The sequence below is a fragment of the Bradyrhizobium sp. ORS 278 genome (assembly GCF_000026145.1).
Taxonomy (GTDB): Bacteria; Pseudomonadota; Alphaproteobacteria; order Rhizobiales; family Xanthobacteraceae; genus Bradyrhizobium.
In genome coordinates, this window is sequence record NC_009445.1 from 3,719,311 (window position 1) to 3,732,963 (window position 13,653).

A 13,653-nucleotide genomic window follows, 5' to 3' on the forward strand; every position below is an offset into this window, starting at 1 on the left:
ACGAGCGGGTGGGCAAAGCCGCGGGCGACAGGATATAGTGGTAGCGATTTGGCGCTTTGCTCCGGAAAAAGGGGCGCGCGCGATCGCGGCGGACGGATTGAAGGAGCGTCCGCCGGAGCGGATGTGACGGGGACGCAGGCCATGCCGGCGCGCCAGGGGAGCGCCCGGTGAACGGGCGAGGCATCACCGGAGACCAACCTGGCCGGAGCCAGTTTGGCACGAATAGATCGGACACCAGGGGCCAGCACCGAGAGGCAATGGCAAGACAGACATCACCCCAGCGGCCCCATCTGCAAGCGGACACCCAGGGCCAGCAGTGGGATGACGCCGATTGGCACGCGGCCGAGCATTCCGAGGAGCATGTCGAGCATGACGAGGCGGCCGAACAGCGCGCCCGCCGGCTGCTGTCGCGCTCGGATTCGAAGCTGACCGGCGCACTTGCCCGGACACCATCGCGGCGTGGTCGCCTGGTGCGACGATGCCTGGCCTCGCTCGCGCTGCTGGTTTTGATTCTGGCTGTCGGCTTCGGCGGGTTGTGGCTGCGGCTCGGCGCGGGTCCGATCAGCCTCGACCTCGCGACGCCGTGGCTCGCCGCGGCCATTGCGGACAACATTGGCCATGGCAACACGGTCGAGGTCGGCGGCACCCAGATCGAGCGCGCCGGCCGGATGCATGTCGCGGTGCGGATTCGCGACGTCATCGTGCGCGACCAGGACAATGCCATCGTCGCGAGCGCGCCCAAGGCCGAGGTCCGGCTCTCGGCCGCAGGCTTGCTGATGGGCCAGCTGCGGGCCGAGAGCCTCAAGCTGGTCGACGCCGAACTCGCGATCCGGATCACGCCTGACGGCACCGTCACGGTGTCGACCGGAGAAAGTAGCAAGCCGCTCGCGACCGGCGTGGCTTCCAAGCGCGATGCAGGGCTGCCGCCGACGTTCCCGCGTCCGGGACAGGCGGCTGCGCCTGCACCGGGGACGCCACAGGCTGCTGCCCCCCAGGCCGCGCCAGGGACTTCGCCGGCGGCGGCGCCAGCCTCTGCCGCGAGCGCCCCCAACGGTCTGCTGGCCGGGCTCGACTGGCTCGACAGCCTCAGCCTGACCGGGCTCGACGGCCAGAACCTGAACGAGATCGGCCTGAAGAACGGCTCGCTGGTCGTCGACGACCAGCAGCGCGGCAACAAATGGACGTTCGAGAATATCAGCCTCAGCCTGCGCCGGCCTTCCGGCGGCGGCGTCGCGCTCAGCCTCGGCGAGGAGGGCGCCAAGCCGTGGCTGCTGCGTGTCCTGGTCGGACCGCCGGCCAACGGCGTGCGCAGCGTCGACATCAAGGCCGACAAGGTCTCGACCAGCAACATCCTGCTGGCCTTGCGGCTGAAGGATCTGACCTACATGGCGGATCTTCCTCTCACCGGCGAGATCAAGGGCGAGCTCGGCCGCGACGGGCTGCCGACCTATCTGCGCGGCAAGATCAACATCGGCGCCGGCAACATCATCGACACCGACACGCCCGATTATCCGATGGCGGTCGATTCGGCCGAGATCAACATGGAGTGGGACGCCAGCCGGCGCACATTGGTGGCACCCTTCAAGGTGATCTCGGGCGCCAACCGCATCACGCTCAATGCCCATCTGGAGCCGCCGAATGACGGCGTCAACGACTGGCGCCTGAACCTGAGCGGCGGCACCATCCTGCTCGGCGCGATCGCCAACGATCCGCCGCTGATCTTCAACCGTATTTCGATCAATGTGCGGTTCGACACCGAAGGCAAGCGCGTGCTGCTGACGCAGGCCGAGGTCTCCAACGGGGAGATCGGAGTCGCCGGCACCGGAAGCGTCGACTACGCCGGCGAGCCGCGGCTCAAGCTCGGGTTCGCCGCGACGCCGATGCCGGCGCTGGCGATGAAGCGGCTCTGGCCGGCGCTCATCGTTCCCGAAGTGCGGGCCTGGGTGATCGAGCGCATCGATCGCGGCAACGTGCAGCGGATCGACATCGCGGTGAATTCGCCGACCCGCAACCTGCCGCGCAAGGGGCCGCCGATTCCCGACGACGGCCTCGACGTCAACGTGATCGCGACGAATGTCACGGTGCGTCCGGTCGACGGACTGCCCGCCGTGCGCGATGCCGACATGAAGGCGCATGTCACCGGGCGCACCGCGACGGTGACCGTCGGACAAGGCGTCGCCGACACCCCGGCCGGTCGCAAGCTGAATTTCTCCGATGTCGTGTTCGAAGTGCCGGACATGGCGCCGAAACCGTCGCCGTCGCGCGTGCGCATGCGCGTCGATGGTCCGGTCGCCGCCGCCGCCGAGATCCTCGCCTCGGACCGGCTGAACGACATGTCGGCGTTTCCGATCGATCCCGCGCAGATCAAGGGAACGTTTCAGGCCAACGTCAATCTCGCGATGCCGGTCAAGGGCGAACTGACCAAGGCCGACACCAACTACACGGTCACGGCGGAACTCAGCGGCTTTGCCGCGGACAAGCTGGTGATGAATCAGAAGCTCGAGGCCAACACGCTCAAGATCGTTGCCAACACGCAGGGCCTCCAGGTCAAGGGCGACGTCAAGATCAACGGCCAGCCGGCGACGCTGGACTATCGCAAGCCGGCCGAGGGCGACGCCGACATCCGGATGCAGGCGACGCTCGACGACGCCAGCCGGGCCAAGCTCGGCCTGGATCTCGGCTCCGCCATGACGGGTGATGTGCCGTTGAAGCTCAATGGCAAGATCGCGGCAGCCGCCGATCGCGACAGCCGGATCGGAGTCGAGGCGGATCTTTCCAAGCTGAAGCTCGACAATCTGCTGCCCGGCTGGGTCAAGACCCCGGGAAAGGCGGGGAAGGCCACCTTCAACGTCGTGGCGAAACCGCAATCGACCCGCTTCGAGGATATCAATATCGAAGGCGGCGGCGTCTCGATCAAGGGCTCGCTCGAGATCGACCAGAATGGCGACCTGATGAACGCCAACTTCCCGACCTACTCGCCGTCCGAAGGCGACAAGACGCAGATCAAGGCCGAGCGCGGCCAGGACGGCGTGCTGAAGCTGACGATGCGGGGTGACGTGTTCGACGGTCGTGGCTTCCTGAAGTCGGCGATCTCCGGCACCAACAAGGATGCCGACAAGAACAAGTCGCGCTCGAACGTCGATTTCGACGCCGAGATCAAGCTCGGCGCGGTCGCCGGTTTCAACGGCGAGGCGCTGCGCGGCGTCGACGCCAAGGTCTCACGCCGCGGCGGCGCCTTCAAGGCGTTCACCCTCAGCGGCAAGGTCGGCCGCGACACGCCTGTGACGGCTGATCTGCGCGTCGGCCGCGAGGCGGATCAGCGCGGCCGGCGGCAGGGCCGCGAGGTGATCTATCTCACGACCAACGATGCCGGCGCGCTGCTGCGCTTCGCCGACACCTACTCCAAGGTGCAGGGCGGACAGCTCGAGCTCGCCCTGGAGCCGCCGACCGCCGATCCCGGCCCCAAGGAGGGGCTGATCAACATGCGCGATTTCACCGTGCGGGGTGAGCAGCAGCTCGACCGCGCGGTGGCGGGAGGGACGCAGGGCGGCGGCCAGGGCAGCGGCATCGGCTTCACGGCCCTGCGCGCCGAGTTCACCCGCCAGCCGGGGCTGATGTCGTTCCGCGACGGCATCGTCCAGGGACCAACCATAGGCCTGACGATCGAAGGCAACATCGACTACAACAACAACCAGGTGCGGATGAACGGCACCATCGTGCCGGCCTACGGCCTCAACAACATCTTCGGTCAGATCCCGTTCTTCGGTCTGATCCTCGGCAACGGCAACAAGGAAGGCCTGATCGGCGTGACCTACGAAGTGGTGGGCACGCCGAGCGCGCCGGTCATGCGCGTCAATCCGATCTCGGCGATGGCGCCGGGCGTCTTCAGGAACATCTTCCAGTTCAACACCGGCAGGCAGACCTATCCGCCCGCGGAGATCGCGCCGAACAACTAAGCCCGTGCCCGCTCAGTGCCGCAGCGCCGGCACCACCAGGAACGGGATCATGCCGATGACGACGCTGACAAGCGCGAGCAGGATGACCGCGTCATAGCCATGTGTGAGATCGTGGATGACGCCGCCGCTCCATGATCCCAGCGCCGAGCCGAGCCCGCTGCCGATGGTGATGGTGCCGTAGATCGTGCCGAGCCGCTTGCCGCGGAAGATCTTCATCGCGGTCGCCGACAACAGCGGACCGCGCGAGCCGATCATGCTGCCGAAACAGACGACGAAGCCGCCGAGCAGAAAGATGTTGGGCCAGAATTGCAGCGCCCACAGCATCAGAATGCCCGCGATCGAGACCGCATAGGAGAACAGCACCGATGGCCGGCGCCCGATCAGCCCGTCGAGTGCGGACACGCCGAGCATGCCGAACAGCAGCACGACGCCTGAAAAACCCCAGGCGGTCGCGGCTTGCAGCGGCGCGAAGCCGGCATCGATCAGGTAGGCGACGACCTGCGGCGCGATCGCATACATGCCGATGGCGGTGAAAAAGAAGGTCGCGAACAGCGCCCAGAAGGCGTGATGGCGCAGTGCGCGAGACAACGTCCATACGTCGTCGGCGAGCTCATCGGCGATCGGCCTGGCGATGTGAGGCGCGCCGGCGGCGAAAAGCCGCCAGGGCAGGAGCGCGAGCGGCACCAGCAGGAGGAAGGCGGCGGCGCCGAAGGTCTGGTAGGCGCTGCGCCAGCCGATCGCATCGATCAGGAGCTGCGAGCCCGGCAGCAGCAGCAGCACGCCGGCGCCGGTCGCCGAATAGATCACGGCCATGGCGGTCGAAAGCTTCGCGCTGAACCAGCGCCCGAGCAGGATCGAGTTCGGCACGTTGCCAATCAGCGCAATGCCGATGCCGACGCACAGCCCGATGCTGAGCTGAAATTGCCAAAGCGCCCGCGCATGCGCGGCCGCGGTGAAGGCCGAGCCCAGCAGCAGCAGCCCGAGCGCATAGACCGCGCGCGGTCCGGAATGATCGAACAGCCGGCCGATCAGCGGCGCGGCAAGGCCGCCCGCCAGCGCGGTCAGCGAATAGATCGAGACCACCTCGGCGCGGTCCCAGCCAAAGCTGTCGGAGATCGGTTTGAGGAAGACGGTGAAGCTTTCGCCGAGGCCGCGGCCGAGCACCGACAGCGCGAAGCACAGCCCGAGCACGACGAACCCCACGCGCGCCCGCGGCGGGCTTGCGGTTTCCTCGGCTTGCGCAGGCGCTGGTGGCGCGCTCTTGGTCATGGCTACCAGGGAGCGCCGTCCGGCGCACCCTGACAAGGAGGCAAAAGCGAATGGCCCTATGCAGGCTTGACCAGCACGTGGCGCTTCTTGCCCAGCGACAGCTTGATCACGCCCTCGCTGGTCAGATCCGCCCGTGTCAGCGTCATCTTCTCGTCGGTGACCGCGACGTCGTTGACGCGCAGGCCGCCGCCCTTGATCTGCCGCCGCGCCTCGCCGTTGGAGGCGACGAGCCCGGCCTTGACGAAGGCATTGAGCACGCCGAGACCGGCGTCGAGCTCGCTCCTGGCGACCTCGACTTTCGGCAGGTTCTCGGCGATCGCGCCTTCCTCGAAGGTCCGGCGGGCAGTCTCGGCCGCGGTGCGCGCGGCCTCCCCGCCGTGCAGCAGCGTGGTCGCCGCATCCGCCAGCGCCTTCTTGGCCTCGTTGATCTCGGCTCCCTGGAGCGCGCCGAGCTTCTCGATCTCGGCCAGCGGCAGGGTCGTGAAGAGCTTGAGGAACTTGACGACGTCGGCGTCCTCGGTGTTGCGCCAGTACTGCCAGAACTCATACGGGCTGCACTGGTCGGCATTGAGCCAGATCGCGCCCTGCGCGGTCTTGCCCATCTTGGCGCCGGAGGCGGTGGTGAGCAGCGGCGTGGTCAGCGCAAACAGCTGCTCGGTGCCCATGCGGCGGCCGAGCTCGACGCCGTTGACGATGTTGCCCCACTGGTCGGAGCCGCCCATCTGCAGCCGGCAGCCGGTGCGGCGTGACAGCTCGACGAAGTCGTAGGCCTGGCAGACCATGTAGTTGAACTCGATGAAGCTCATCTCTTGCTCGCGCTCGAGCCGCAGGCGCACGGAGTCCATGGTCAGCATTCGGTTAACCGAGAAGTGCCGGCCGATGTCGCGCAGCATCTCGATCCAGTTCAGCTTGGTCAGCCACTCGGCGTTGTCGAGCATGATGGCGTCGGTGGCGCCGTCGCCATAGCGCAGCACTTTTGCGAACACGCCGCGGATCGAGGCCTTGTTGGCCTCGATCTCCTCGACCGTGCGCATCGCCCGCGTCTCGTCCTTGCCGGAGGGGTCGCCGACCATGGTGGTGCCGCCGCCCATCAGGGTGATCGGCTTGTTCCCGGTCTGCTGCAGCCAGTACAGCATCATCATGGTCAGGAAGTTGCCGATGTGCAGCGAGCGTGCGGTGCAGTCATAGCCGACATAGGCAGTCGCCTGGCCCTTGGCGGCGAGCGTATCCAGGCCCTCGAAATCCGAGCACTGATGAATGAACCCGCGGCTCTGCAGCACGTTCAGGAAATCGGACTTGAAGCCAGTCATGGTCGGCGGACTCTGAGCATTTGTTTACGGTATTGGCCTGATGTCGCGGCCCGGTGCAGGAGAGCGGCTGCCGCCGGTCCAGGCGTTGTGGCATTATAGGACGCGCCCGGCTTGTACAAGGTCATGTGCAGGACGTCGGCGGGACCGCAAATCAGCCGCACTTTCAGGCGAGGCCAGGATTTTCAGGTTCGACGGCAATGATTCTGACCGCACTTGGCCTCATGAGTGGCACCTCGCTGGATGGGGTGGACGTGGCCTTGATCGAGACTGACGGGCGGCAGATCAAGAGCCTCGGTCCGTCCGGTTATCGCCCCTATGGCCCCGCCGAGCGCAGCCTGCTGCGCCAGGCGCTGGCGGATGCCGTGCAGATCGAGCGCCGCGAGGCGCGGCCGGGGCGGGTGCGCGAGGCCGAGCAGGCGGTGACGCTGGCGCATGCCGAGGCGATCGCGGCCTTTCTCGCCCAGCACCGGCTCAAGCCTGAGGACATCGACATCATCGGCTTCCACGGCCAGACCGTGCTGCACCGGCCGGAGCGGCGGCTGACGGTCCAGATCGGGGACGCCGCGGCGCTCGCGAAAGCCGTCCATATCCCGGTGATGCATGATTTCCGCGCCGCGGATGTCGATTTCGGCGGGCAGGGCGCGCCCTTCGTGCCGGTCTATCACCGCGCGCTGGCGCAATCGCTGTCGCGTCCGGGCCCGATCGCGGTCGTCAACATCGGCGGCGTGTCCAACGTCACCTATATTGACGGCGAGGACGTGCTGATCGCCTGCGACACCGGCCCGGGCAATGCGCTGCTCGACGACTTCATGCACCGAACGACCGGGCAGGCATTCGATCAGGATGGCCGCGTGGCGGAGCAGGGCTCCCCGGACGAGACTTGGATTTCGAATGCTCTTGCGCTGCCGTTCTTCACGCGGCCGCCGCCGAAATCGCTCGATCGCAACGACTTCGCCGCGCTGCGGCTCGGCGACGTCTCTCCGGCCGATGGCGCCGCGACCCTGACTGCATTCACCGCAGCCGCCATCGCCCGCATCGTCCCGCTGCTGCCGAAGCCGCCAGCGAGCTGGATCGTCTGCGGCGGCGGCGCCCGCAACCTCACCATGATGCGGATGCTGCGGGAGCGGCTGGCGCCGGCGAGCGTCGAATCGGCGGATGCGCTGGGCTGGTCGGCGGACGCCATCGAGGCCCAGGCGTTCGGCTTCCTAGCCGTGCGCGGCATGAAGGGCCTGCCGCTGAGCTATCCGACCACCACGGGTGTCCCATTCCCCATGACCGGCGGGGTGATCGCGCGGCCCTGATTCATGCATCTGCATTCATCTTGACAGCTTCATGCAAAGGCATCTAGTTTGATGCATCTGCATCAAACTGCCGAGGATGTCATGTCGCCGGTCCTGAAGCTGATCAGCCACAAGCTCTGCCCCTATGTGCAACGCGCCGTCATTGCGCTCAGCGAGAAGGGCGTCGCCTTCGAGCGGATCGACATCGATCTCGCCAACAAGCCCGACTGGTTCCTGAAGATCTCGCCGCTCGGCAAGGTGCCGGTGCTGGTGGTGCCCACGCCCCAGGGCGAGGTGGCGCTGTTCGAGAGCAACGTGATCTGCGAGTACATCGAGGACACGCAAGCAGGCGGCAAGCTGCATCCGCTGGGCGCGCTGGCCCGCGCGCAGCACCGCGCCTGGATGGAGTTCGGCTCGGCGATCCTCGGCGACCTCTGGGGTCTGGAGACGACGCAGGATGCTCAGGTGTTCGCGGCCAAGCGCGAGGCGCTGACGGCGAAGTTCGCCCGCGTCGAGGCGGCGCTGGGCGAGGGGCCGTACTTCGCCGGCGCGCCGTTCAGCCTGGTCGACGCGGTGTTCGCGCCGAGCTTCCGTTACTTCGATGTGTTCGATGCATACGGCGATCTCGGCATCTTCGCCGTGACGCCGAAGGTGCGAGCCTGGCGCGCTCAGCTCGCGCGGCGGCCGAGCGTGAAGACGGCTGTCAGCCACGAGTATCCGCAGCTGCTGCGCGCATTCCTGACGCGTCATGATGCGTATTTGTTGAAGCAGGCGGCGTAGGGACTTTGTTGTCGCACCGCGTGCTCGCGCCACACCCACAGCTGTCATCGCCCGGCTTGACCGGGCGATCCAGTACTCCGAGCCACCGATGATCAGCCGAGAAACCGCGGCGTACTGGATCACCCGCTTTCGCGGGTGATGACAGCGGTGGATGAGACGGAGAGTTCGTCAGGTGGACTCGGGAGTTCGTAGACTCAGGAGTTCGTAGGGTGGGCAAAGCCGCAGATCGGCGCGAAGCGGCGTCGAAGGCGTGCCCACCGTCGGGTCCGCGCCGGCGGCTGGAATGGTGGGCACGGCGCGTTGCCACCATCCGTGTCGATGGAGCGTCGGATGCGCCTTTGCCCACCCTACAGCGGCGAGGCTCTCGGCCTCACCTCACATTGGCCAGCCGCATGTCCAGATAGGCCGTGATGGTCTCCATCAGCGGCTCAAGCTTGCCGTCGAAGAAGTGGTTGGCGCCGGGGATGACCTGCTGGTCGATCACGATGCCTTTCTGCGTCTTCAGCTTCTCGACCAGCGTGTTGACGTCCTTGGGTGGCACCACCGCGTCCTTCTCGCCGTGCACGATCAGTCCCGAGGACGGGCAGGGCGCCAGGAACGAGAAGTCGTAGAGGTTGGCGGGCGGGGCGATCGAGATGAAGCCCTCGACCTCGGGGCGGCGCATCAGCAGCTGCATGCCGATCCAGGCGCCGAACGAGAAGCCGGCGACCCAGCAGGCGCGCGCCTCGGGGTTGATGGTCTGCGCCCAGTCGAGCGCCGAGGCGGCGTCTGACAACTCACCCGTGCCGTGGTCGAACGAGCCCTGGCTGCGGCCGACGCCGCGGAAATTGAAGCGCAGCACCGAGAAACCGCGATGCGCGAACGCGTAGTAGCACTGGTACACGATCTGATGGTTCATCGTGCCATGGAACTGCGGATGCGGATGCAGGATCATCGCGATCGGCGCGTTCTTCTGCTTCGCCGGATGGTAACGGCCCTCGAGGCGGCCGGCCGGACCGTTGAAGATGACTTCAGGCATCAGAGAATCCTTGGCAGAGCATCGACCGACTTCGTCTGTGCTTCATCCGGCGCCTCGCCGACGAGTTCAGCAGGACAAGTGGTGATCGAGCACCGTCCGTTCGCTCGGACGGAGCGGTGCTGGCGTGACTGGAAGATGGCCTTCTAGCATGGAGCGCAGGGCAAAAAGCAAGGATTTTCAACGCCCGGAGATGGGGAGACGGGATGGCGCGCCGTGTCTTCGCGGTGATGCGCGCTCGCGCGCGAGATCAGCCTGTTCTCTCCGGATCTCCCTGCAGCTGGTTGAAAGACTTGGAATTTTCCTTCTCTGGCGGCGCGGAGGCGGGGCTTGATGCGGACGTCCGCTCCAACTGGGCAACGGCGCTGCGATAACGCCGGCTGCCTTGGATGGACTGTCCGGTATCGAAGGTCAGGCTGAAGTCGCCCGTTGGCAGCACCGACAGCGCGGTCACCCGGGCGAGGTTGGCGAGCCGGCCGCGATGGATGCGAACGAGCCCGAAACGGGCGAGCTCGGTTTCGGCCGACGAGAGCGTGCCGCGGATCAAATGCTGCCGGCCGCCCGCCATGGTGTATTCGATGTAATTGCCGGCGGAAGCGACCCACAGAATTTCGGCCGGCGCGATCCGGACCCGGTTCGTGCCGTCACGCAACCAGAGCGCGGCCGGGAGGGCGGTGTCGTCCTCCCGCTCCCGGGAGGGGCTCCGCTCGGTGCCTGCATGGTAGCCGTCCCACAGCCACAGCGTGGTGCTGATGATCAGCACGGTCATAATGTCCTTGCGGAACTCGTACAGGACCGTGGGCCAGGACAGGTTGAAATCGTAGCTGCCGCCCGCCGTCCAGATCAGCAGCTTGCGCAAGGCCACCATGCCCAGCATGTGCAGCGCCGAAAATACGAGAAGGGCTGCCGCGGCGAGGGTCGCGCGACGAACGACACCGGACGAGCTGCGAATCGATCGGACGGTGGCCACCAGCAAGGGCGTCAGCAGAATGACGAACAGGATGCTCGTCAATTCGAACATGAGCGGCTTTCCGACGTCGTAGGTAGCGCCCCGCCGGGCGGCATCATGGGCTGACGAAAAGGCGTTGATAATGGCGATGCCGACCGCGAGCGCGGCCGTGGTCGCATAAAAGATCCGATCATTCGGACGCAGGATCAGATCAGTCATCTTGCTCATGGACCGCACCCGCCGTCTCTGCCGCCGGGCGACGATACCACCATGTCGGCCGCTAGGCAGCATGCCTGCGCGATGACGGGGTGCCGGACAACGCTCAACGCCAACCGGCCGCAAACGGAACTCCCGCCGCATGGCGCCGGATGGGCCGCGCGGATGGCACTGGTGCGGGCTGCTTTCAACCGGAAGGGTTGCAGCAGCGCCTGCCGAACTCACCGCTGATCCCCCAACGACCACCGCTCGTCCCCGCGCGCGGCACCTCGTCCCGCGGACCCGCGGACTGGTCCCGGGCCGGCTCGACGGCGGCCGCATCCCTGGCACTGTTCGTCTCGGGCATCTCATTCAGCTCCGGCGCCGTGGTCCCACACCGCGCCCGGCAAGGAGGCGAACATCATGTCGGCACCACAGCAAGACTTCCCCTCGGAACGACGCATCGACCTCGATTGGGTCCGGATCGGGGCCTTCGGCCTGCTGATCCTCTACCACGTCGGCATGCTCTACGTATCCTGGGGCTTCCACATCAAGAGCGACCATCGGCTGGTCTGGCTCGAGCCGGTGATGCTGATCCTCAATCCCTGGCGATTGTCGCTGCTGTTCCTGGTGTCGGGCGTGGCGACGCGCTTCATGCTGGGGAAATACGACCGGCTGCCGCTGCTTGGCGCGCGCTCGGCGCGGCTGCTGGTTCCGCTCGTCTTCGGCATGCTGGTGATCGTGCCGCCGCAGTCCTACCTGCAGGTGGTCGAGAGCGTCGGCTACGCCAGCGGCTTCTCCGACTTCTACCTCCGGCACTATCTCAGCTTCTCTGTGAAGTTCTGCCCGGGGCCCTGCATCGTGATGCCGACCTGGAACCATCTCTGGTTCGTGCTCTATCTCTGGGTCTACACGGCGGCCACCATCGGCGTGCTGGCGGTGTGGCCGTCATTGCCCGACCGGCTCGGCGCGCGGCTTGATGCCATGCTGACCGGTCCGCGGCTGCTGATTCTGCCCTGCGTTCTATTCGCCGCCTGGCGCCTCGTCCTGTTGCCGCTGTTTCCGTCGACCCATGCGCTGGTCGGCGACTGGTACAACCACGCCGACTATGCGACGGCCTTCCTGATCGGCTTCCTGCTGGCGCGGGAGCAGCGTGTCTGGTCGACGCTGGAGCGCTGGCGCGGGATCGCGCTGGCGAGTGCGGCCGGCGTCTTCGCGGTCTTCATTTCGATCCGGGCCGGCTTCGGCCTCACGCTCGCGCCGGTGCCGGCGCTCAAGACCGTCGCGGGCGCCGCCTATGGCTGTTATCAATGGCTGGCGATGGCCGCGGTGCTTGGTCTGGCGCGCCACCTGGTGTCATCCGATGGGCCAGTGCGGCGCTATCTGACGGATGCGATGTTTCCCTATTACATCGTGCATCAGACCGCGATCATCATCATCGCCCATGCCTTGCGGGGTCGCGGCCTGCCGGCCGGGCTGGAAGCGGGCATCATCATCGCGGGCACTGTCGCGGTCTGCGTGCTTACCTACGAGATGGTGCGGCGGATGAACTGGCTGCGCCCATTGTTCGGGTTGAAAATGGCGACCACCGCGCCGGTCAGGCCGGTTCAGCAACCGGCTTGAGGCGCAGTTCCGATTGGCGTGGTCGCGCAAGGTGGTAAGTAAGAGAGGCCATGCGCGATCGCGTCTATCTCGATTGGAATGCCACCACGCCGCTGCGTCCCGAGGCGCGCGCGGCGATGGTTGCGGCGTTCGACCTCGTCGGCAATCCGTCGTCGGTGCATGACGAGGGCCGCAAGGCACGGCGGGTGATGGAGGAGGCCCGCCCAGTGATCGCCCGCGGTCTTGGCACGGTGGCGCGCCGGGTCGTGTTCACCTCCGGCGGCACGGAGGCCAACACGCTGGCCCTGAGCCCAGGGATGAAGACGCCGGCCGGACCGGTGGAGCGGCTCCTGGTATCGGCCGTGGAACATGCCTCGGTCCTGGCCGGCGGCCGGTTCGCGCCGGCGGCGATTGAGACGATCCCGGTGGATCGGTCCGGCCTGGTCGACCCCGGCCGGCTCGAAGCGCTCCTGGCCGGTGGTCCGCCGGCGCTGGTTTCGGTCATGGCCGCCAACAATGAGACCGGCGTGCTTCAACCGGTTTCGCAAGTCGCTGAGATCGTTCGCCGGGCCGGCGGCCTGCTGCACGTCGACGCGATCCAGGCGTTCGGCAAAATTCCGCTCGATATCAACCAGATGGGCGCAAATCTTGTGAGCATTTCCGCGCACAAGATCGGTGGCCCCAAAGGGAGCGGCGCGCTGGTGCTGGGCGATGCTGTGGATGACGTCATCCCGGTGCTGCGGGGCGGCGGGCAGGAGCGTGGGCGGCGGGCGGGAACCGAGAATCTTGCCGGGATCGCCGGGTTTGGCGCTGCGGCAGGCGCGGCTCTGACCGCCCTGGAGGCCGATCTTCCGCGGGTTACGGCGCTCCGGGATCGCCTGGAGGCAGGTCTCCGCCAGACGGCTGGCGTTACGGTGTTCTCATCCGATGCGCCGCGGCTGCCCAATACCACTCTGTTCACGGCGCCCGGGATGAAGGCCGAGACCGCCGTGATCGGCTTCGATCTCGAAGGTATTTCAGTATCTTCGGGCTCGGCCTGCTCTTCGGGCAAGGTCCAACCCTCTCACGTGCTGGAGGCGATGGGTGTCGGTCCTGCAGCCGCCCCGGGAGCGGTGCGCCTCAGTCTGGGCTGGTCCACGACGTCGGCGGAGGTCGATCGGGCCGTCGAGGCTTGGCGAAAGCTGTCGATGACCCTACTTAAGGGACGTGGCGAAACAGCGCTTGAGCAATTCTAAGGGCGTGATTTCGTCTGCGAAACGTCGTAAGACGGTTCCGTAAGATGTCCACCGCGGTCCTT

The 13,653-nt window shown here is 66.7% G+C and carries 9 protein-coding genes; 5 read left to right on the forward strand and 4 right to left on the reverse strand.

The genetic code is table 11. The annotated features are described in order from the left end of the window. The first annotated feature begins 257 nt into the window (after nucleotides 1–257). Nucleotides 258–3,956, forward strand: a complete 3,699-nt coding sequence (locus BRADO_RS16470) for a DUF3971 domain-containing protein (protein ID WP_011926456.1) — start codon at nucleotides 258–260, stop codon at nucleotides 3,954–3,956. Between the two features lie 12 nt (nucleotides 3,957–3,968). Here BRADO_RS16470 and BRADO_RS16475 read toward each other — a convergent pair whose 3' ends face one another. Then, nucleotides 3,969–5,225 (reverse strand): MFS transporter, encoded by a 1,257-nt coding sequence (locus BRADO_RS16475; RefSeq protein WP_011926457.1) that lies wholly within the window; start codon nucleotides 5,223–5,225, stop codon nucleotides 3,969–3,971. Between the two features lie 56 nt (nucleotides 5,226–5,281). Then, nucleotides 5,282–6,535 (reverse strand): tyrosine--tRNA ligase, encoded by a 1,254-nt coding sequence (tyrS, locus tag BRADO_RS16480; protein ID WP_011926458.1) that lies wholly within the window; start codon nucleotides 6,533–6,535, stop codon nucleotides 5,282–5,284. Nucleotides 6,536–6,732: 197 nt separating this feature from the next. On the opposite strand from tyrS, the gene BRADO_RS16485 reads away from it, so the two are divergent. Together BRADO_RS16485 and BRADO_RS16490 are read left to right on the forward strand one after the other, a co-directional pair. After that, nucleotides 6,733–7,836 (forward strand): anhydro-N-acetylmuramic acid kinase, encoded by a 1,104-nt coding sequence (locus tag BRADO_RS16485; RefSeq protein WP_011926459.1) that lies wholly within the window; start codon nucleotides 6,733–6,735, stop codon nucleotides 7,834–7,836. An 81-nt stretch (nucleotides 7,837–7,917) separates the two neighbouring features. Then, nucleotides 7,918–8,595 carry a glutathione S-transferase family protein gene (locus BRADO_RS16490; RefSeq protein ID WP_011926460.1) on the forward strand — a complete coding sequence of 226 codons (678 nt, stop codon included), beginning with the start codon at nucleotides 7,918–7,920 and terminating at the stop codon, nucleotides 8,593–8,595. A 370-nt stretch (nucleotides 8,596–8,965) separates the two neighbouring features. Here the strand turns inward: BRADO_RS16490 and BRADO_RS16495 are convergent, their stop codons facing one another. Together BRADO_RS16495 and BRADO_RS16500 are read right to left on the reverse strand one after the other, a co-directional pair. After that, nucleotides 8,966–9,613, reverse strand: a complete 648-nt coding sequence (locus BRADO_RS16495) for an alpha/beta hydrolase (RefSeq protein ID WP_006614822.1) — start codon at nucleotides 9,611–9,613, stop codon at nucleotides 8,966–8,968. Between the two features lie 247 nt (nucleotides 9,614–9,860). Further along, nucleotides 9,861–10,787: a LytTR family DNA-binding domain-containing protein gene (locus BRADO_RS16500; protein ID WP_244422829.1), complete on the reverse strand. Its 927-nt coding sequence runs from the start codon at nucleotides 10,785–10,787 to the stop codon at nucleotides 9,861–9,863. A 390-nt stretch (nucleotides 10,788–11,177) separates the two neighbouring features. Between BRADO_RS16500 and BRADO_RS16505 the strand changes: the two genes are divergently transcribed. After that, nucleotides 11,178–12,377 (forward strand): acyltransferase family protein, encoded by a 1,200-nt coding sequence (locus BRADO_RS16505; protein ID WP_011926463.1) that lies wholly within the window; start codon nucleotides 11,178–11,180, stop codon nucleotides 12,375–12,377. Nucleotides 12,378–12,427: 50 nt separating this feature from the next. Further along, nucleotides 12,428–13,591 (forward strand): cysteine desulfurase family protein, encoded by a 1,164-nt coding sequence (locus BRADO_RS16510; RefSeq protein ID WP_011926464.1) that lies wholly within the window; start codon nucleotides 12,428–12,430, stop codon nucleotides 13,589–13,591. Nucleotides 13,592–13,653 lie beyond the last annotated feature (62 nt).